This window comes from Bdellovibrio sp. HCB274, from assembly GCF_047306075.1.
In the GTDB taxonomy this organism is placed as follows: Bacteria; Bdellovibrionota; Bdellovibrionia; order Bdellovibrionales; family Bdellovibrionaceae; genus Bdellovibrio.
Map to the genome: position 1 here is coordinate 529607 of NZ_CP178623.1, position 17689 is coordinate 547295.

Consider the following 17689-nt stretch of genomic DNA (forward strand, 5'->3'; position numbering starts at 1 on the left):
AAATTTCTAAGGCTTAGCTCTGTTTGACCCGATAAATAGGGTGATGAAACAGGCATTTCAAAATCTATTATTGGTAAGCTTCTTGGTATTGGCGGCGGGTTCTGTGTCAGCGCAAACGGTGACACCACTTCAATCCGTTCCGATTCAAGAAACATTACCAGCAGCCCCGGTTGTAACTGCACCAGTTACTACGACCACTACCACCACAACATTGGCTCCAACGATGATGGATTTATATCTGCAACAAGCAGCAGCTCAGGAAGCGGCACTTGCGGCACAGGCGACAGCTGCGGCAGAGACTGAAGCGAAGTCTAAACAGTTGGCAGCGGGCATACAGCTGGCCATGAAGGCTTGTCCGTTCTTTCAGGAGCCGGCAGCAAAGAAAATTAAAACGGACAGCTTGAAAATTCAGGAAGCCATCGGCAGAGACTCCAATCAATCACCGGATCCTACAGTCAGCGAAAAAGACAAAGCAGGCAATCGCGACAGCAAAGGCGATGCATTTGTCAGTAAATCCTGTGATTCCTTTATCAATGAAAACGGTGAGTACGGTGCTCTGGGTAATAAGATTCTAGCCGGAATTCGTGAAAATCCTGAGTCTTTCAGCAGCAAAGTTCCGACGGATATGAAAAGTATCTGTCCAAAGTATTCATCCATGGATGAAGAACAAAGAAATAAGTTTTGGGTTTGGACCATGATGTCGATGGCATCTACGGAATCAAGCTGTGATTCAGAGAAAGTAAACCAGGACGCTCCAAACGGGGCTGCGACGGGACTGTTTCAGTTGTCTGCGGATGTTTGTGGCAAAGATGTCGATTTAGTGAATGCCATGCAAAATGCGGATTGTGCCGTGAACCGAATGGCCAGCGAGTTGAAGAACCGTTCGAAGTTGATTTCCACGACAGCATTGGGCGAAAACGGCACCTACTGGGCGGCCATCTGTATTCCCAAAAAAGGTTCCAAAGACTGCGGTGACAATAAAGATGCTGGTAAGAAAACTCTGACCATGATCAGAAAATATAGTGAGTGCGGATACAGCGCCGCTGCCGGAAAAAAGCCAGGCTCAGGCAAAAAAAGAGGCACTGCAAGTCAGTAAGCAGTGCCTTCCCAATCGATTCAAAAATTATTTAATGGCCTGATTGATAGCTTCCATCAAAGTCTTTTTGCGAATCGGCTTCGTCAAAAAGGCGGTTTTTGGAATTGTCTGGGCGCGCTTCATGGTTTCTTCCAGCGCATCAGCCGTGACCAGCAAAATCGGTCGTTGTGGTAAGCCTTGGGCGGCTTCGTAGGCGCGCATTTTTTCCGCCGCTTCAAAACCATCCATCAACGGCATACGCACATCCAGTACAACAACTTGTGACGGATTCTCGATGTAAGCGTCCAGCGCTTCTTTACCATTTTGCGTGTACTTAACTTTCCATGGCTTGCCGTCAAAGTAAGCCATGTACAGTTCCTGATTCCCCATATCGTCGTCAGCGACCAGAATATTCAAAGAATCCGGAATAGGTTTGGGAGCGGCCTCAACTTTGGCTTTTTGCAGGTCACGGTTTTCAGTGCGACGCGCATGTTTACCATAGAACCCAGTGATCAAAAACACATCGGCCAACGCCAATGGAGAGGAATCCAGCACTGGATCCAATAAAGAGGGATTTCTGTTGATGATGTCCTCTTTGTTACCGAGCAAGACGACGTGTCCTTGTTCGTGCAATGATTTTACTTTCAGTTCGGATACGGGCGTTGCGGAATCCAATAAAATCCACTTGTTCTGCGCAGAGATCTTTGGATTTACCGGAAGGTCTTCGCTAGTGGATATTTTGCTATAGATAATCGCCGGATGCATGGCCAGGGCCTCTGCACTTTGCTGCAGGTTCCTGTCGTCGCTAATCAGAATGAACTCTTTCATCTGATCGTCTGGAGATTTAAAGCTTTCAAGCCAGTTTGTGCTATCCACAATTTCCACATCCAGATCAACCTGGAATAGAGTCCCTTTTTTCGGCGTGGATGAAACATGCATTCGGCCATTTAATTTATTAACCAGCTCTTTTACGATGGCCAATCCCAAGCCAACTCCACCTTCCGCAAACGCAGAGGAGTTTTCAACCTGGAAGAAAGCGTCAAAGACTTTGTTAAGTTTATCGGTTTGAATTCCGATTCCAGTATCTTCAACCTCAAAGCGCAGTGTGGCCGTCGAATCCTGCTGCTGAATTTTGCTGACTCTTAAAATCACGTGCCCCGCGTTGGTGTACTTGCAGGCGTTACGCAGAAGATTCAAAAGAATCTGGCGCAAGCGGCTTGGGTCGTAATTGATCACTGTCGGCAAATCAAACGCGATCTGGGAATAAAAACGCAGATTCTTTTTAGCGCAGTCCCTGCCGGATACTTTGGAAATATCGGTCAGGAAGTTGATGAACTGCACACGTTTTGGCTGGACCTGAAGTTCATTGGTGCTGGATTTAGCCAAATCCAAAAGGTCTTCGATCATTGATAGCAGGTGATTGCCCGAAGAGCGCATACTGCTTAAATAGTCTTTGATCTTTTGATCGGAGTCTTTCTCCTCGCAAAGATCAATCATTCCCAAAATCAAGTTTAACGGTGTGCGGATCTCATGGGAAATATTTCCCAGGAAGCGGTTCTTTGCAACCAAGGCTTCCTGCAGTTCCTGGTGTGCTTGTTCCAGGTCATGAGTTTTGTCGATAACCATTCTTGTGACCCGGCGATTTTGCTGCACCAGAACCCAGAACAGATAAGAAATAATAAGTGTAATCAGAACACTCATGATACCCGTGATTGTGGAGGCAGTAAATCCGTCGGGTTTCTGGAAGTTGAAATGAAAGTAAACCTTCATCGGGGATTGTTGAGTTTCCCCCAAACGCAGAGTTTGTAGCAGGCTGTCTTTGCGGATGGCTTTCTGATCTATGGTTCCGTTACGGATAGTCTTTTTATTTCCATCTGAAGAAATAATCCAGGATCTGGAATTTTTGGCGTCTTCGATTTCCAAAGACTCGTTAGGACGGATATCAATTTTTTCAAACAGGGAAACCAGCGGTGTTGAGAAGACAAAGTAAATATTTCCACGGCTTCTGGACTGCAAAACGTAAGTTACCAAAGGAACGCCATCACGATCATGAAGGATGGCGCGGCTGTATTCTTTGTTGGCGATGATTTCCTGAATGCCGGCCAGGACGGATTCCGAGGTCATCATTTTGCCTTTTGTTAAAGGCACCTGAGAATTGGGAGTATTAATACGGGAGATCAGTCTCAATCTGGGAGGTGATGCTGTTCGTTTACCCTCTAGTTGAAAAATAGAGAAGCGTTGAAAAACTGTGTAGCGCAAGGATTGACCCAAAAACGCCATATCGCGATAATAATCAGCAGGACGTGTGCCGATGTATTCCTCGTAGGATTGAATACGAAGAACACTGTTTGATAGTAAGAGGTCCAAAGATTGTATGATGTCGCGGGATCTTCTGATGGAATCTGCGCGACGGTCCTCACGCTCGCTATCGACCATACGTTTGTGAATGTAGAAGGAAAGAGAAAGTCCGCAAACCAAAGTTAAAACGGGAATCCAGAGGAAGAACTTGCGGGCTTTTTTCAGAATGATATTAATGCGTTTCATCGATCTCACTCTCGCAAATTTGAGTGAGAACAATGTTAATTGAGTTTGAAGGTTTCTTCAAACCAAATTAAATTCAGCATATAACTGCATTGTTATTGTAATGCTCATGAAGGAGCTAATAGTGGAAACAGACAATGACTTGGTGGGAGTCAGCAGGCAGTTGAAATCACTGCAGGGCTTTGACTCACATGCTTTTAATCATCTATTGGAAGACACGACGCCCAACACCGTGCTGCGAATTCTTGCGCGATTTTGTGTGACCTTAAATGACTGTATTCCAGTGCTGGAGCAGGGTACCAGCTCCGGTGATGCAGAAGCCGTATGGAAAGCTGCTCACAAGCTGGCAGGTTCCGCAGAAATGTTGGGATTTAAAGATTTCGGAAGAACCTCAAAAGACCTTAGCTGGCAATTAAAACAGTCCGCACAAATCGGGGCAAATTTTGAGGAAGTGACATTTTATCTGGCCAAAGCCCGAGAGCTTTCCCAGCAACTGGCAGTAGTTTTTCCTAATCAGAAGCACTATCTCTAACAGCCGCTTTGTAACCTGCGCTTAAAACAGTTTCCACCTTCACTGAGCTATCACTGATTTTTTTGCGCAAGTGGCTGACGTGAGCGTCCACGGTTCTTTCAGTGACGTATTTGCCTACACCCCAAACCTGATCAATCAGCTGTTCACGACTGAAAACTTGTCCTGGGCGGCCACAAAGAATTTTTAGAATTTTAAACTCAAAGGGTGTCAGTTCAATTTGTACTGTACCAGCTTTGGAGTTGCGCAACTCAACGCACATGCGATTGGAGTCGATATATAGATCACCCAATTGCACTTGCTGCGTGTTTTGTTGATAGGATTTAACCGCACGCAAACGTGCGTCAACGCGCGCGCGCAATTCACTGGAATTAGGCGGCTTGGAAATATAATCGTCCGCGCCAATTCCGAATGCGGCAACTTTGCTGATGATGTCGTCATCAGTGCTCAAAATGATAATTGGAACTGGTTTCGCTTTAAAAGAGTCTTTCAGATCGGGAAGGATTTTCATCCCGTTTCCGTCTGGAAGTGAGATATCCAATAATACCAGATCGAAACTGTCTCGCCCAGTTTTCACAATATTGAACGCATCTGAAATTGATTCAGCTTGAGTCAGCGTGTGATCTTTCAAAACCGAAGTCAGGTAAATAAAAAACTCGATACTGTCTTCGATGCAGAGAATTTTTGCCATACAGGTTGGATTTAAGCAGTGTTTTGCGAAATCATCAAATCATTTTAGCACGAAGCCAACTTGAAAAGTCGATCATAAGTGAAGTTCAGGGAGGTAGCCATGGAAAACAGTATGGCGCATGAGAACCAAAATATAGAGGCGATTTTATCCAATATGATGCTGGATACAGAGCCTCGCCGCTTTTTGATCGTTGAAGATGATATGGGGCAGTGGCCTTTGTGGGAAAGCGTGATTCGCTCCGCCTTTCCAAACGCTGCTATTGATTGGGAGACGTCGGAAGCCGGTGCAGAAGCGCTTTTGAGACATTCATTCCATGCCCAGAAACCTTACGATTTGGTTATATCAGACGTATTTCTTGACGGTGACGACACCGGTATTGATTTATGGTCAAGATATGGCGAAGCATCGGATCATTTTGTTTTCGTCAGCAGCATGAGCATTTTGAATTTTGATTCATTACTGCAATCGGTACGAAAAACATCGGAACAATTGCCATTCTATCTGCAGAAGCCGCTGCAGGTGCATAAGTGCAAGGAAATATTATTAGCGCTTTTATAAATCTATTATTGAACCACAGGAGGATTCAGCATGACTAATGTAGAACTAAGAACGAATCAGATCGCCCTTCCCGAGAAGGATCAATTGCTCATCTCATGTGGTCGCGTTTTGGAAAGACTGACTGCGAGTGCGCCGTCAGACAGTAATATCAATTTATCCATCGATTCGCGTGGAGCGGATTTCCTGGTGGACGTCGGTATTGTTTCCGGAGAGCTTCAATTCACGGTTGTGGCAGACGCAAAAAGTCCTTTCGTGGCTTTGGAAAAAGCCAGCAAGGAAGTATCTGATCGCATTAAAAAGTGGTCAGCGACCAAACAGGTCGACACGTTGCCAGCTATCGTGGATTAGGAGTTTTCGATTCCAGTAATTCAATCATGCACAGGGAAGCGTCATGAAAAAAAGAATTCTGATCGTAGAAGATGATTTGTCACTCAAACCCCTTTGGGAGCATATACTGCGTCGGCAGTTTAATGACTACCATCTGGACTGGTCTGTGAGTTGCGAGGAAGCACAAAAGTTTGTCAGCTCCTCCATTGTTCATGACTCTCCCTATACATTAATAGTTACCGATCTATTTTTATCAGGAGCGGGCACAGGTTTAGACCTGGTCCGCTTCCTGGCTCGCGCTGTTAAATCCAGTCCCATTATTTTGGTCTCTGTCGTCGAGGAAGACGCTCTTCGCGACAAGTATGGTGATCTGCTGTGTAAAATGCAGGTGTTGACCAAACCTATTAGCGTTCCCTTGTGCGATCGCGCATTGGATAAATTATTTGGAGTGGATATTGCGCCCTCGAACTAGGAGGTCGGCATGCTCGCAACTCAAACAGATTCAAGAAAAGTTGTTTTAGTCACAGGTTGCGCCTCCGGACTTGGCAGGGCCATCAGTGAAGCTCTGGTGCGCTCCAGTCAGTATCGTGTCGTGGTCACCGCACGAAAAGAATCCTATGCAAAACTCGCTGAAATATTTCCTGTCAATGAATCGACTTTGCATCTTCCGTTGAATGTGACTGATGAAAGTGAAATTTCAAATGTGATTAATGAAATCTGCCGTACGTGGGGGCAGATTGATGTTTTGATCAATAATGCCGGTGTGTGCTTTCGCTCGGTGGTTGAACACATGGATGCCAGTGCCGAGGATTTGCAGATGCGAACGAACTTCTTTGGTCCGGTTAATTTGATGAAAGCCGTTTTACCGATTATGCGCGAACAGCACAGTGGTCATATCATCAATATATCCTCTGTCAGCGGAATGGTATCGATGCCGACGATGGCGTCCTACAGTGCTTCCAAACATGCTTTGGAAGGTGTCAGTGAGGCCTTGTGGTATGAGTGCCGTCCCTATGGAATTAACGTCAGTATTGTGCAGCCGGGTTTCATCAATTCGTCATCATTTAAGAATGTGGTTCTGTCACACAAAGCGCGCTTAAGTCATGAGCTTCGCGGGCCTCATTCGGAATATTACGACTCGATGGCGCCATTCATAGAAAAACTGATGGGCTATTCGATGAGCCGGCCTGAGGTGGTCGCTGGGAAAATTATTAAGTTGATTGAAAATAAAAATCCGCCATTAAGGCTCAAGGTGACACTTGATGCGATTCTGTTCGGCATACTTCGCCGAATTATTCCCGGCTTTTGGTTTCACAAGATCATGTTTTATTTTCTGCCCCGGTCCGGGCAGTGGGGGAATAAAAAATGGGCTCAGGAGGAGGGACCCCTGAGCCCACGGAGGAAAATTTAAATAAACCTTATGCCTGAACTGGAGCTGGTGTCGCAGGCACTGGCTGGGTTTGTTGAGCTGCATGCATTTGTTGCATCTGCTGCGCTTGTTGTTGGGCCTGTTGCTGTGCCTGAACCGCTGACACCTGGGCAATCTGAGTTACCACATTCTGCGCATGCTGTGCCTGCTGATGATAGTAGTTCAGTTTTGCCACGTACTCTTTCAACGAGATGTTTTCCTGTTTCAAGACCACGGACTGACTTAATGTCTGCTGCAAGTGACTGAAATAGTCCTGGGCTTCCAAAGACTTTTTATCCAAAGCCACTTTCATCTCAACAATTTTTGTCTCAGCTACAGAAGTCAGGTTCTTAAGAACTTCGTTTTGCTGTTGTGCTGACGCTTCCACTTCGCTAAATGCTGTCGAGATTTTTTCGATCTCTTCGTTCAGAGACTGAACTGTGGCATCGCGCTCGGTGATTGTATTCATCAGGTCAGCATTTGCCTGTTCAAGATCCGCTTTTTCCTGTTTGAACTTTTGAATCTCGGCCTGAAGTTTCTCGTATTGTTGCTCCCAAAGATCCTGCTCACGAGCCCAGGCACTTTTTGCTTTGGCGAACTCCATCGCAGTTTCATCTTTCAGTGCGCGGGTAAGATCCAAATCTCTTTGCAGGATTTTGTTTCTTTCAAACATGGACTGGGAATACTTTTTTTCTTCGCCTTGAATTTGCAAAGCGCGCGCCTTCAAACCTTGTATTTCAAGTTGAAGTTGCAAACTCAATTCTAACGATTTTGCAAGGTCTGCAGACATCTTTGCGTTCGTTGCGCGTTCTGCGCTGAGTTGATCCGCCAACAATTTCATCTGCGCATCCAACGTTTCAGATCCGTAAGAAACGCTCTCGAGAGATTTGATTTTCTCGCGCAGCTCCTCTTGGGAACCTTTCAAGTCAGAGTTGAATTTCTTCATCTGCTCTTGCATTTGCTCGTACTTTGGCTGAGTTGGATGCACTTCATCCGCTTCACCATTGGTGCTGAGCTCGTTCAATTTATTACAAATTTCATCAAATAGTTTTTCGTGCTCTGGTACGGAAGGATTTGTCATAGACTTTATTCTGGTCTATGGACTGAAGTCCGTCATTGAAAAATATTGACAAGACTTATGGCTCTCGATTTAGGTCCAGTGTGGAGGTTGTTAATGATCGTTGCGAAGTGTTCCCGATATGTCATAGCGCTGATTTTTACTTTCAATTCTATTGCTTTTGCGCAATCACATGATTCTCTTGGTCTTAGTGAAATCAAACCGCCGGCACAGGCGTCTGAATATATTTTCAGATCTTCCCCAAAAGAGTCATTGATCAGTGTGCAACTGTTGGGTGCGGTGAACAGACCGGGAATTTACTATGTTCCACCATCGACTGATTTGCTTAAATTGATAACTCTTGCCGGAGGGTCCAGTTCCACCGGTGATATGTCAGAGATTCTGGTGCGTAAGCTTGAGCCTAAATCCTGGGCAGAAATCAAATCGAAAGCCGTTGAAGAGTATCAGGGCGCTTATGAAGTCGATGCTGAAAAGGTCATTAAGTATGGCGGCGCTAAACAACTGAAGCTTGCGCAGGATGATTTCATTTATGTTCCGCAAAAGTCGTACATGGTCAGCAGTGATACGGCTCGTTCAATTACGATCGTTTCCCTGGTCCTGGGAATCGCACTCACAGCAATTCTGATTGATAAGAACTCTAACAAGGGAATGCATCAGTAATGATTCATGCCAAAGACGCCCGTATTTTATTTCTAATAAAATCCCTGGTGGCTTTGATTTTTCTGTGCAAAGTCTCTTTAGGGGGACTTCTGCCCATTCCCCGTGAAATACCCTACCTGATTTTTCAGCAAGGCATGCATCCTTATGTGAATGTGTTGTTGACGTTCCTTTTAGGAGTTCCGCTATTACTGTTGTGGCTGCGTGTTCCTGTCAGACAACATTTAAGTGGTTTTTATAAACTCTTCGTATTCTTTCTAATGATTGTCCTCGCGGTGCAGACTCTTTTGCAGGTTTATTATGTGAATCCCGAGGAATCGGCCGTGATGCAGATTGGTGCGATGCTGGTATCATTGTTCATGGTTGGAATTTACGGTTTGATCATTCCCAGTTTATGGAATGTTCAGGCTTTTCTTAGATTTGTGCAAAGGTGGGCAGGGGCTTTAGTTTTGCTTTCCTTGATTGTTTTAGTGTTGTCTCCAGGCTCTGCTTTTAAGGGCGGACGATTTATCGGAGTCTTTAAACATATTCCGCACATGGTGACCTGCGCGACGACGGCTTTTGTATTCTCGTTGGGAACTTTTCTTATGGATTCAAAATTGAAACATAAGATTTGGAGTGCGCTGATTTTGCTGGCAAGTTTTTTGGTCATTATCTTAACGGGCACGCGATCTTCGGCGGCAGCGGCCATGTTCGCATTTTTGCTGACGTTGATTTTGCACGAAACGCGAACTTCTCAAGGTCGAATGTTTAAAGTGGGTGTGGTTTCGATACTGACTACCTTCACGTTGTTCTTTGGTTTGCAGACTTATCAGTTTGCTCACGACATTGCGACCGGGCACACCTCACTGGGTGGTCGTCAGGCGCAGGATGGTGTGGCTTCACGCTGGGACGAAGTTGAACGAGGTGCTGAACAGTTTCAGCAGGAACCTTGGTTAGGCCACGGTTTGATGTCGAAGTTTGCTTCCGGAAATGATGTGGATGTCTCCAACTACAATTCGTTCAAAGATCCGCATAATATTTTTGTCTCTGCAGGAGTCGTTGGCGGATGGCCTCTGGTGGTGCTTGCGGCGATCGCTGTGGGCTTTATGACGATCGGAGCATTGAAAGCACTGCAATCATTCAGCATTGCCAAACGCCAGGTATCCATTTACCTGCTCGCACATATTCCTATTCTAATTATCTATCACATCCACTTATCCATAGGCGGAATGGCCGATCGCCTGTACTGGATGGTCTTCGGCTTCGTCGCCGCCGCCGTCTTCGAAGAAGTACATTTGCGCTATCAACGCCGCCAATTTAGGTCGGTTGACCAAACTCTAGACACCCAAAACGCATAATAGTGGATTTTGCTGGAATTCCAGAAGGCACGGAATCTGCTTTCTTACGGCTCTGTTGAACCGTCTTTAAAAGGAAGCGAACTATGAAAAAGCAATTTGTGATTATGTTAGGTCTTGGAATGATGTCGCTGACTGCGTGTAGCAGTGGTTCTGAAAAAGCTCAGATGGATGTCACCAATGCCATCAAAGCAAATCAATCAGCAACTACTTATGATTCCTGGCATGCTTCTGAAGACAGTCCCGAACATACTTTTGAAAAATGGCAGGAAGATATTGCTGCAGGTACAATGACGGCGGCAGATGTGTGCCTGGCATTAGAAGAAATGGATGTAAAGCATCTGACTTTATTTGAACAGGAGATGGATGCACCTGAAAATCAGGAGATCGTTAAAGATTGCGCTGCTAATCTTACTTCAAAGTTAAACGACTTTTATCGTGAAGACCGCGCCACATTAACTACAAATCTAGGAAACTTTTTCGAAGATGAAGTTGAATTCAAAGCTCCTGGAAAGCAAACGGTCGTATTGCCCGGAGCGGGCGTTAATAAAACGTCTCAGTTTAAGTTTGAAACAATTGAAAGAGCCATAAATACCAAAGGCGGCTTCGACGCAACAGCCAGAAAAGATGGTAAACGTCTGCATGTCGGCCCTAAAGAAGTTGTTTTGACTTTTGACGATGGTCCGTCGCCATATACAAAAACGATTCTTAAAACTTTGGCTGAGGTCGATGCGAAAGTAATGTTCTTCCATGTTGGCCGAAACGTCCTTGCAAACAAAGAGTACGTAAAAATGGTGGCAAATGATGGTCACGTTGTCGGTGGGCATTCAATGACTCACGCCAATCTTGGTAAGTTGGGACTTAAAAGTGCAGAAAAAGAAATCTATGGAAGTTTGAACGCGATTCAATCTGTATTGGGTTGGGCTCATCCAGTATTTAGATTTCCATATGGCAGTTCTCGATCTGATTTAAAAGGTTCTTTGAGAAATCACAGTGTTGGAGAGTTTTTCTGGAACGTAGACAGCTTGGATTGGAAGTCGGGTCGTACTAATGCGCAGATGATCGAATTCACAATGAAGCAAGTGCGTGCAAATAATGGTGGCATAGTCTTGTTCCATGATATTCAAAAGCGCACGATGGAAAGTCTGCCCCAGTTTCTCGCACTGCTTCATAAAGAAGGCTACAAAGTGACTGTTCTAAGACCGACTAATGTGATGATGAGCCCCGTCAAACTTCCATAAGCAAGAATTCGAATGCGCTCTTTGGCGCGTTCGGAAATTTCACCAACTTAATCCTCATTACAAAATAGACACAGGCCATCCTTTTGAAAGGATGGCAAAACTATTAGGTCGGGGGATTGTATATGCAGGATCCAAATCTGGAGCCAGAGCTTAGCGTTGGTGAAATTCTAAAATTATATTTGTCACACTGGCGGATGTTCGTGGTTTTTACGGCGATTCTGTTCAGTGTTAGCGTGCTGGTGTATGCAATCAAAATTCCCTATATTGCATCCACCACCGTGATCTTCAATGACTCACAAAACTCCTCTGTCCAGGCCTTTACATCCCAATATTTCGGAATGAATAAATCCCTTCAGGAATCCAAGAAGGGCAGCAGTTTGCTTTCAAAGCATATCGAGTATTTGAAAACCCGCGAATTTTTCGAAGCAGTCCTTAAGAAAATCCCTGAGCGGGGAGAGTCCCCGCAAATTTCATTGGAGGAGCGCAAAGGGTATGAACTATTGCGCGATAACTATTTGTCCAAAATCACCAGCGCGCCGGAAAGCAAGATCGCAATTCTGCAAAGGCTGGGCGGATGGATACGTGCGCAGTTGGATTCAGAGTTTGAAATCAGAATCACTGCTGCCACGCCGGACCGGGCAATGTCATTGTTCCTGGTAAATACAGTTGTTCAAACCGGCAGTGAGCTGATGAAAAAGCGGGAAGCCGAGGAAATTAACCGCGTCGAGAATTTCATCATCGAGCAGAAGAAGGACGCCGATTCCAAACTGATTTCCCTGGGTAAGGAACTTGCCGATATCGAGAATCGCGATCAAAACATTCTGCCTTTGGGATCGAAAGACAAGATCGGCGATTACGTCAGTGAGCTTTTAGTTCGCGGAAACGAGCTGAAACTTAAAATCAGCCAGAACAACAAGATGATCGCTTATCTTAAAAAAGGCCGTTCCGACATCAATGACAAAACGATGTATGGAGTTGGCGGACAGATCGAAAATCTTAAGAATCAAAACGATATTATGAAAGATCAATTGGGGCAGATTCAGGCTTCAATCAACAGTATTAAATCTGAATCCCGCGAGCTGCCATTCCAGGCGCAAATGGCCGAGGACCTTAAAAAGAAATCAGAGCTGGAATTCGCCCGATACAAAGAACTCAGCACAGCTTTGGCAAAGTTAGAATCGCAAAAACTTTCAATCGGAAACAGATTTGAAGTTCTGGAACCGGCTCGCTGGGAATCCACGGTCCCGCAAATCGGCCTGGCTGCGTTGGCATTGCTAAGTATTTTGATCAGTCAGTTCGTTGGATCATTGATTATTTACTTCCGTTATCTTTGGAATCCCAATGTTGTTACGGCTGAAGCCAGCCGCAACCTGGTGGTTTTCGACAGTCACTCTATGGATCCCCGGGTGATTATTGAAAATTCCAAAATTAAATTGAATTTGAAACAGCCCGGTAAGGATGAAGCGGTGGACATACTATGACAAATCTATCTTTGAAAATGATATTGGTCGCAGGAACATTGGCGTTGTCTGCCTGTGGTAACAGTGTAAGCCATCAAATTCAGCAAACAGTTCAGGCTAATAAAAATGCCGCCTCTTTGGCCGAGTGGGATGCTTCCCCGGCAAACCCCGAAACGGTATTTAAAAACTGGCGTCAGGAATATTCCAATCCGGGCGAGCAGGAAAAGCTTTCAGCACAACTGTGCTCCCGGCTAAAAGATCTTGATGGATTGTCGCTGACGATATTTGAAAATGAAATTCGTAATGACAGCAATCAACCTTTGGTTAAATCCTGTCGCAAGGATTTGCTTGCACAATTGGAAAGACATTACACAGCGGAACGTGCAACGTTGAAAGTGCGCGTGAATGCACTCAGTGCCGAGCCCTCTGGCAATAATTTTAAGTTTCCAGAAAACGTTCAGTACCGTGATGTTTCCAAAGGCTACTTTGCCCGTGCCGGAGATGTTGCTGCCAAGGAAATCGTACTGACTTTCGATGACGGTCCTAGTGATGTGTATACGCGTTCGGTGTTAAGAACACTGAAAGAAGTGAATGCGAAGGCTCACTTCTTCCAACTGGGAAAAAACGTGCGCCAAAATCCTGAAGTCGTGAAACTTGCCGCAGCCGATGGTCACGCGATGGGCAGTCACTCAGTGACCCATTCTTGTCTGGCAACCACCCCCACTTGTGAGCGACTGATGTACAAGCCTTTGTCATTTACAGAGGCCACTGCTGAAATTCGCGGTGGGCATCAGGCAGTTTTTGATACCTTGGGATATGTCGAGCCTTTCTTTCGCTTCCCTTACGGGGAAGTCGATTCCGAGCTTCGTAATTATTTAAACACCAATTCGGTTGCGGAGTTTAATTGGAATATCGATAGCGAGGATTGGAAAGCTCAAACCAACGAGCAGCTATTAAAGTTTACGTTGGATACCATTGAAAAAAAGGGACGGGGAATTCTGCTGATGCACGATATTCATCGCCGTACCGCCGAGGTTTTACCTCAGTTGCTGGCCGAGCTTTACAACCGTGGTTACAGTATTGTATTACTGCAACCAACGGACTCCACCGCTAGATATAATAGCAAGCTGGTGAAAAAGCCCGTCCCATAGGACATGAGAACTGATAAAGACCGACCATCCACCTGGAAATCGTATAAACAAGGAATGTGCAATGGCTGCCATGGCCATTGCTGTACAATGCCTGTCGAAGTCAAACTGGCGGATCTGATTCGCCTGGGAGTGACGGACGAGGACGAGGCTGCCAGTGGAGTAAAAAAGCTCTCAAAACGCCTGATCAAAGAAAAGATCATCATCTCGTATCGAAGCGGGACGGAGTTCTTTATGCTGGCAAGTCGTCCCAACGGAGATTGTCATTTTCTTCATCCCATTACTCGCCTATGCACTGTCTATGAAAAGCGGCCGGATACCTGCCGTGAATTCCCCAGCATTGGGCCACGCCCAGGGTTTTGCCCCGTAGGTCCCAAGTAAGATCTGGCACTTTTTTGGACAGAGAGGTGCGCAAAGGCGGCACTGTCTCATTCTGAGAGGCCCCAGCTCCAACCAATTGAAGCTAATGTGGCATAAGGGATGCTCCTGTAACCAGTAGGAACAGGAGTCTTTTATGAAACTTAAAGACAATAAACTAGAAATTGCGATCCTTGTGGTAGCGGCAGTCCTTGTGGGTGGCGTGGGCAATTTGTTTAAAGCCCCTGTTCAAAAAGCCATTCAGAACGGCGATATCAGCTTCGAGATGATTCGTCCTAAATCTGTTCTGGCAGCACTATTCGATTTGGGTGGTCGCGAGGTTTCCCGTAATTACGTAAACCCATTCGGCAATAAGAAATCAGAAGAAAAAACGAGCACTCCGAACACTGAAGATAAAACCAAACAGGCCGCAGCTGCTGCCGCTAAAACAGCTGCTAAAAAAGCCGAAGATAAAAAAGCTGACGCTGATAAAAAACCTGAAACAACAGTTAACGTCGTTCAGGCAGATGCGGGCTTTAGAGCTGGCTCTGATGATCTGACGACAGGCTCGGGCACAGGAGCAGGCGGGCAGCTTGCTCAAGATGGTGGCCCAGGCGCTGCCGATAAATCAAAAACCGACAAAGACAAGAAATCCATGACTGCAGATCAATGGCGCTCTTTGGTGTTGGGACAGCCAACAAAAGAGAACGTCAATAAAATGGTTGTTGCCTACATGGATGCGGAACTGACTGATGGTGAGTTCTATGGAATCGTGAAAGAGCTTTTGCAAAACAGCAACGCGGAAACTCAAAGCCTGGGTCTTTCAGCAGCAAGCTCGTTCTATACAGCGCCGGCGTTTAACGTGGTGGCTTCAAGTTACGATACTTTTGGAAGTGATATGCAAACCAAAGCGATGGCTTACATGTTGGGCTATGCTAATGCAGGTCGCTTGGGGGCTTTGGCCTCTTCACTGAAAAGCAGCAATGTTGAAGTCGTTAAATTGGCAGCGGAAATCGTGGTTAAAGGCTATAACTCTGCTAAAGAAGGCACTTCCACCAGCCAGGGCAATCGTTACCGCGGTGACGCTTTCGTAAATGCTCTTGGTAATTACACTCAATTTACAAAAATTTTCACAGAACTGGCAGCAAGCAGCCAAAATTCCGAGATCGCAGGGATTGCTAACTCTGCTTTGAGTCAAATTCAATCAGGCGTAGCAGCTCTTTAAGAGCTGGACAGCTTAAGGTATTTGCGACGACAATAGTGCCAATGAAACTGGGTCGTCGCTTTCTTTTTTTAATCATAGCATTTCTTACTGTGCAGACTTACGCCATCACTCAGCTGCCACGCAGTTTGGATCCTAATGATCAGAATCGCACTCTGGAAATCCTGGGCTTTGGCTCATCATCAAAAATTTTAGGCGACCCGTATCCACTGGGTGGATATTCCGGCGTTGAAGTTGGAGTTTCCTCCCAATTTATTCCGATCGGGGATTTGTCGACCTTGGGTTCCGGAACTCAGGATAAAGGGGAGATGTCCTTTTACACTCTAAGTTTGGGTAAAGGACTTTACTATAACATCGATGCGTTCGTTTATTTTTCACCAGCGATTCAAACTGAGGAAATGCAGAACTTCGGGGGTCAGGTTCGTTGGGGTTTTTATGAAGCTTCATTTTTCCCAATCACTTTTTCGACCATGGTTTATGCTGGTGGCGCGAACTTTCAAAACTTAATCAATATTTCGACTGTCGGTTGGGATTTGATTGGAACTGTGAACATGGAAAACGTGGCGCTGTACTTTGGCGGAGGCCGTGTTCGCGCGCAAGGCACTTTCATCGGCGGTCCGGCGGGTATTACAGCTTCAGGCCAAACAGAGTCGCGCAGTATTATTGATGATCACACATTCTTTGGCGTGAACGTTGAAATCTCCAAGGCGTTCATCGCTTTGGAAGTGGATCGCTACGCAGATTCAGTTTACAGCGGGAAATTAGGATTTAGATTCTAATTGAGCTTTTTCAATCAGTTTCGTCGTGGATTTGCCATCGATGAACTGCAAAGACATCACTTGACCACCGTAGCTCGCAACAAAAGCTCCACCCACGATCTGATCGATTTTCCAGTCGCCACCCTTAACCAGGATATCAGGCTTAACTTTCTTGATCAGATTTTCAGGAGTGTCTTCAGTAAAGATCACGGAGAAATTCACACAGCCCAAAGCGGCTAGAATCTCGGCACGGTCATTTTCAATTTGTACGGGACGAGTTGGACCTTTAAGGCGTTTTACACTGGCATCCGAATTTACACCGACGACCAGGACATCACCCAAAGCTTGTGCTTCCTGCAGGTAACGAACGTGGCCGACGTGCAGAAGATCGAAACAACCATTTGTGAAAACGATTTTTTTGCCAGCAGAGCGAAGCGGAGCCAAGGCTTCAGAGATATCATCAAATTTGCGAACTTGGCCCATATCGAAACCTATACTTTCTTAAGAAGACGAGCACCTGTGATCCGGCCGGCAAAGTCTTTATTGAAAAGAGCAGAAAGAACCGGAAGAACAAAGAAGCCCGTTACGATTACCAAAAGGCTGCGAGCTGCAACTTTAAGGTAAAACAAACCAGAGTTAAGATCGGCTGGCTGACCTACACGTTGATCAAAAGCCCACTCACCTGGAGTAGCGCCCGTAAAGATACGGTTCACAGTCAGGTAGATGAAAGCAACGCCAGCGAAAATTCCGAATGTCGAGAAGTAAACCAAGTAGTTTTCATCCGGATTCGTCAAGTTTGCCACAAGATCAATGCGCGCGATAGAGACCAGCAGGATCAAGCACAGAAGGCTTGCCGCCACAACCAGCATTCCATCCAGCAAGCCGGCAGAGAAACTGAAGTATGTGCTTTTGAACTCTTCTTTGGTTTGAGCCGTGATTTTGGTTTTTGATTTCGTCTCATCAAATTCCAAACGACGATTTTTTTGAAGTGTTTTAAGAATTTCATCAACCGCAGCTGTCGATGTGCTTGGAGATGCTTCGCCGCCCACTTCAGTCAGGTAACCTGGAGCTGAAGGAACTTGGGAAGTGGAGCTGGACTTTTTGCGAGGAAGTGGTGGACGAAGTGGATCCGCAGAACCTTCTTCAATCAACTCCAAACCCTGGTTTTTCAAAAGAGTCGGAGATGGTTTGGAAGAAAAAGAATCAACATCGGCATCTGCTTTTGCAGCCGCTGCTTTCTTTTTATGGAAACCTAGACCATCCGTGAGGGGCTTAAACTCAAACTCTTCGAAAGGATCCATT

Annotated in this window: 19 protein-coding genes; 14 read left to right on the forward strand and 5 right to left on the reverse strand. The window is 45.7% G+C overall.

The features are described 5' to 3' along the window. Positions 1–43 precede the first annotated feature (43 nt). The gene (locus tag ACLWNV_RS02670) at positions 44–1096 is read left to right on the forward strand and encodes a hypothetical protein (RefSeq protein WP_413586364.1); all 1053 of its coding nucleotides are present in this window, start codon (positions 44–46) and stop codon (positions 1094–1096) included. A 27-nt stretch (positions 1097–1123) separates the two neighbouring features. Here the strand turns inward: ACLWNV_RS02670 and ACLWNV_RS02675 are convergent, their stop codons facing one another. Beyond that, positions 1124–3619 (reverse strand): hybrid sensor histidine kinase/response regulator, encoded by a 2496-nt coding sequence (locus tag ACLWNV_RS02675; protein ID WP_413586365.1) that lies wholly within the window; start codon positions 3617–3619, stop codon positions 1124–1126. 106 nt (positions 3620–3725) lie between these two features. On the opposite strand from ACLWNV_RS02675, the gene ACLWNV_RS02680 reads away from it, so the two are divergent. Next, on the forward strand, positions 3726–4148 hold the full coding sequence (locus tag ACLWNV_RS02680) for an Hpt domain-containing protein (protein ID WP_413586366.1): 423 nt from the start codon (positions 3726–3728) through the stop codon (positions 4146–4148). Here ACLWNV_RS02680 and ACLWNV_RS02685 read toward each other — a convergent pair. After that, positions 4126–4836, reverse strand: coding sequence for a response regulator transcription factor (locus ACLWNV_RS02685; protein WP_413586367.1), 711 nt, complete (start codon positions 4834–4836; stop codon positions 4126–4128). The two genes, ACLWNV_RS02680 and ACLWNV_RS02685, sit on opposite strands and share 23 nt — an antisense overlap. A gap of 99 nt (positions 4837–4935) precedes the next feature. On the opposite strand from ACLWNV_RS02685, the gene ACLWNV_RS02690 reads away from it, so the two are divergent. The 4 genes from ACLWNV_RS02690 to ACLWNV_RS02705 are packed head-to-tail and all read left to right on the forward strand — an operon-like array spanning position 4936 to position 7132. Next, on the forward strand, positions 4936–5394 hold the full coding sequence (locus ACLWNV_RS02690; protein WP_413586368.1) for a hypothetical protein: 459 nt from the start codon (positions 4936–4938) through the stop codon (positions 5392–5394). Between the two features lie 30 nt (positions 5395–5424). Beyond that, a complete protein-coding gene (locus ACLWNV_RS02695; protein WP_413586369.1) occupies positions 5425–5742 on the forward strand; it encodes a hypothetical protein in 318 nt (105 codons plus the stop codon). Positions 5743–5785: 43 nt separating this feature from the next. After that, positions 5786–6193, forward strand: coding sequence for a hypothetical protein (locus tag ACLWNV_RS02700; protein WP_413586371.1), 408 nt, complete (start codon positions 5786–5788; stop codon positions 6191–6193). Positions 6194–6202: 9 nt separating this feature from the next. Then, entirely contained in the window at positions 6203–7132 is a 930-nt protein-coding gene (locus tag ACLWNV_RS02705) for an SDR family oxidoreductase (RefSeq protein WP_413586372.1), read from the forward strand. Between the two features lie 7 nt (positions 7133–7139). Here ACLWNV_RS02705 and ACLWNV_RS02710 read toward each other — a convergent pair whose 3' ends face one another. Then, positions 7140–8210 (reverse strand): hypothetical protein, encoded by a 1071-nt coding sequence (locus tag ACLWNV_RS02710; protein WP_413586373.1) that lies wholly within the window; start codon positions 8208–8210, stop codon positions 7140–7142. A 93-nt stretch (positions 8211–8303) separates the two neighbouring features. Between ACLWNV_RS02710 and ACLWNV_RS02715 the strand changes: the two genes are divergently transcribed. From ACLWNV_RS02715 to ACLWNV_RS02750, 8 genes are all read left to right on the forward strand, one after another. Further along, positions 8304–8867, forward strand: a complete 564-nt coding sequence (locus tag ACLWNV_RS02715) for an SLBB domain-containing protein (protein WP_413586375.1) — start codon at positions 8304–8306, stop codon at positions 8865–8867. Further along, the gene (locus tag ACLWNV_RS02720) at positions 8867–10204 is read left to right on the forward strand and encodes an O-antigen ligase family protein (RefSeq protein WP_413586376.1); all 1338 of its coding nucleotides are present in this window, start codon (positions 8867–8869) and stop codon (positions 10202–10204) included. Before ACLWNV_RS02715 ends, ACLWNV_RS02720 begins: the two co-directional genes overlap by 1 nt. Before the next feature lie 83 nt (positions 10205–10287). Further along, the gene (locus ACLWNV_RS02725; protein WP_413586377.1) at positions 10288–11442 is read left to right on the forward strand and encodes a polysaccharide deacetylase family protein; all 1155 of its coding nucleotides are present in this window, start codon (positions 10288–10290) and stop codon (positions 11440–11442) included. Positions 11443–11564: 122 nt separating this feature from the next. After that, positions 11565–12923, forward strand: coding sequence for a hypothetical protein (locus ACLWNV_RS02730; protein WP_413586378.1), 1359 nt, complete (start codon positions 11565–11567; stop codon positions 12921–12923). Continuing rightward, positions 12920–14053, forward strand: coding sequence for a polysaccharide deacetylase family protein (locus ACLWNV_RS02735; protein WP_413586380.1), 1134 nt, complete (start codon positions 12920–12922; stop codon positions 14051–14053). The genes ACLWNV_RS02730 and ACLWNV_RS02735 overlap by 4 nt, the downstream gene beginning before the upstream one ends. Positions 14054–14056: 3 nt before the next feature. After that, positions 14057–14431: a YkgJ family cysteine cluster protein gene (locus ACLWNV_RS02740; RefSeq protein ID WP_413586381.1), complete on the forward strand. Its 375-nt coding sequence runs from the start codon at positions 14057–14059 to the stop codon at positions 14429–14431. A gap of 133 nt (positions 14432–14564) precedes the next feature. Further along, the gene (locus ACLWNV_RS02745; protein WP_413586382.1) at positions 14565–15632 is read left to right on the forward strand and encodes a hypothetical protein; all 1068 of its coding nucleotides are present in this window, start codon (positions 14565–14567) and stop codon (positions 15630–15632) included. A gap of 41 nt (positions 15633–15673) precedes the next feature. Beyond that, a complete protein-coding gene (locus tag ACLWNV_RS02750; RefSeq protein ID WP_413586383.1) occupies positions 15674–16408 on the forward strand; it encodes a hypothetical protein in 735 nt (244 codons plus the stop codon). Here the strand turns inward: ACLWNV_RS02750 and rfaE2 are convergent. Then, positions 16391–16870, reverse strand: coding sequence for a D-glycero-beta-D-manno-heptose 1-phosphate adenylyltransferase (rfaE2, locus tag ACLWNV_RS02755; RefSeq protein WP_413586384.1), 480 nt, complete (start codon positions 16868–16870; stop codon positions 16391–16393). The two genes, ACLWNV_RS02750 and rfaE2, sit on opposite strands and share 18 nt — an antisense overlap. Before the next feature lie 8 nt (positions 16871–16878). Further along, entirely contained in the window at positions 16879–17688 is an 810-nt protein-coding gene (locus ACLWNV_RS02760) for an RDD family protein (protein WP_413586385.1), read from the reverse strand. Position 17689: the final 1 nt, after the last annotated feature.

What these genes read in the sequence shown, in the direction of transcription:
- ACLWNV_RS02705 (WP_413586372.1), top strand. Translation starts at nt 6,203, where the DNA reads ATGCTCGCAACTCAAACAGATTCAAGAAAAGTTGTTTTAGTCACAGGT.
- ACLWNV_RS02700 (WP_413586371.1), top strand. Translation starts at nt 5,786, where the DNA reads ATGAAAAAAAGAATTCTGATCGTAGAAGATGATTTGTCACTCAAACCC.
- ACLWNV_RS02670 (WP_413586364.1), top strand. Translation starts at nt 44, where the DNA reads ATGAAACAGGCATTTCAAAATCTATTATTGGTAAGCTTCTTGGTATTG.
- ACLWNV_RS02690 (WP_413586368.1), top strand. Translation starts at nt 4,936, where the DNA reads ATGGAAAACAGTATGGCGCATGAGAACCAAAATATAGAGGCGATTTTA.
- ACLWNV_RS02715 (WP_413586375.1), top strand. Translation starts at nt 8,304, where the DNA reads ATGATCGTTGCGAAGTGTTCCCGATATGTCATAGCGCTGATTTTTACT.
- ACLWNV_RS02735 (WP_413586380.1), top strand. Translation starts at nt 12,920, where the DNA reads ATGACAAATCTATCTTTGAAAATGATATTGGTCGCAGGAACATTGGCG.
- ACLWNV_RS02760 (WP_413586385.1), bottom strand. Translation starts at nt 17,688, where the DNA reads ATGGATCCTTTCGAAGAGTTTGAGTTTAAGCCCCTCACGGATGGTCTA.
- rfaE2 (WP_413586384.1), bottom strand. Translation starts at nt 16,870, where the DNA reads ATGGGCCAAGTTCGCAAATTTGATGATATCTCTGAAGCCTTGGCTCCG.
- ACLWNV_RS02730 (WP_413586378.1), top strand. Translation starts at nt 11,565, where the DNA reads ATGCAGGATCCAAATCTGGAGCCAGAGCTTAGCGTTGGTGAAATTCTA.
- ACLWNV_RS02675 (WP_413586365.1), bottom strand. Translation starts at nt 3,619, where the DNA reads ATGAAACGCATTAATATCATTCTGAAAAAAGCCCGCAAGTTCTTCCTC.
- ACLWNV_RS02725 (WP_413586377.1), top strand. Translation starts at nt 10,288, where the DNA reads ATGAAAAAGCAATTTGTGATTATGTTAGGTCTTGGAATGATGTCGCTG.
- ACLWNV_RS02745 (WP_413586382.1), top strand. Translation starts at nt 14,565, where the DNA reads ATGAAACTTAAAGACAATAAACTAGAAATTGCGATCCTTGTGGTAGCG.
- ACLWNV_RS02750 (WP_413586383.1), top strand. Translation starts at nt 15,674, where the DNA reads ATGAAACTGGGTCGTCGCTTTCTTTTTTTAATCATAGCATTTCTTACT.
- ACLWNV_RS02695 (WP_413586369.1), top strand. Translation starts at nt 5,425, where the DNA reads ATGACTAATGTAGAACTAAGAACGAATCAGATCGCCCTTCCCGAGAAG.
- ACLWNV_RS02680 (WP_413586366.1), top strand. Translation starts at nt 3,726, where the DNA reads ATGAAGGAGCTAATAGTGGAAACAGACAATGACTTGGTGGGAGTCAGC.
- ACLWNV_RS02710 (WP_413586373.1), bottom strand. Translation starts at nt 8,210, where the DNA reads ATGACAAATCCTTCCGTACCAGAGCACGAAAAACTATTTGATGAAATT.
- ACLWNV_RS02720 (WP_413586376.1), top strand. Translation starts at nt 8,867, where the DNA reads ATGATTCATGCCAAAGACGCCCGTATTTTATTTCTAATAAAATCCCTG.
- ACLWNV_RS02685 (WP_413586367.1), bottom strand. Translation starts at nt 4,836, where the DNA reads ATGGCAAAAATTCTCTGCATCGAAGACAGTATCGAGTTTTTTATTTAC.
- ACLWNV_RS02740 (WP_413586381.1), top strand. Translation starts at nt 14,057, where the DNA reads ATGAGAACTGATAAAGACCGACCATCCACCTGGAAATCGTATAAACAA.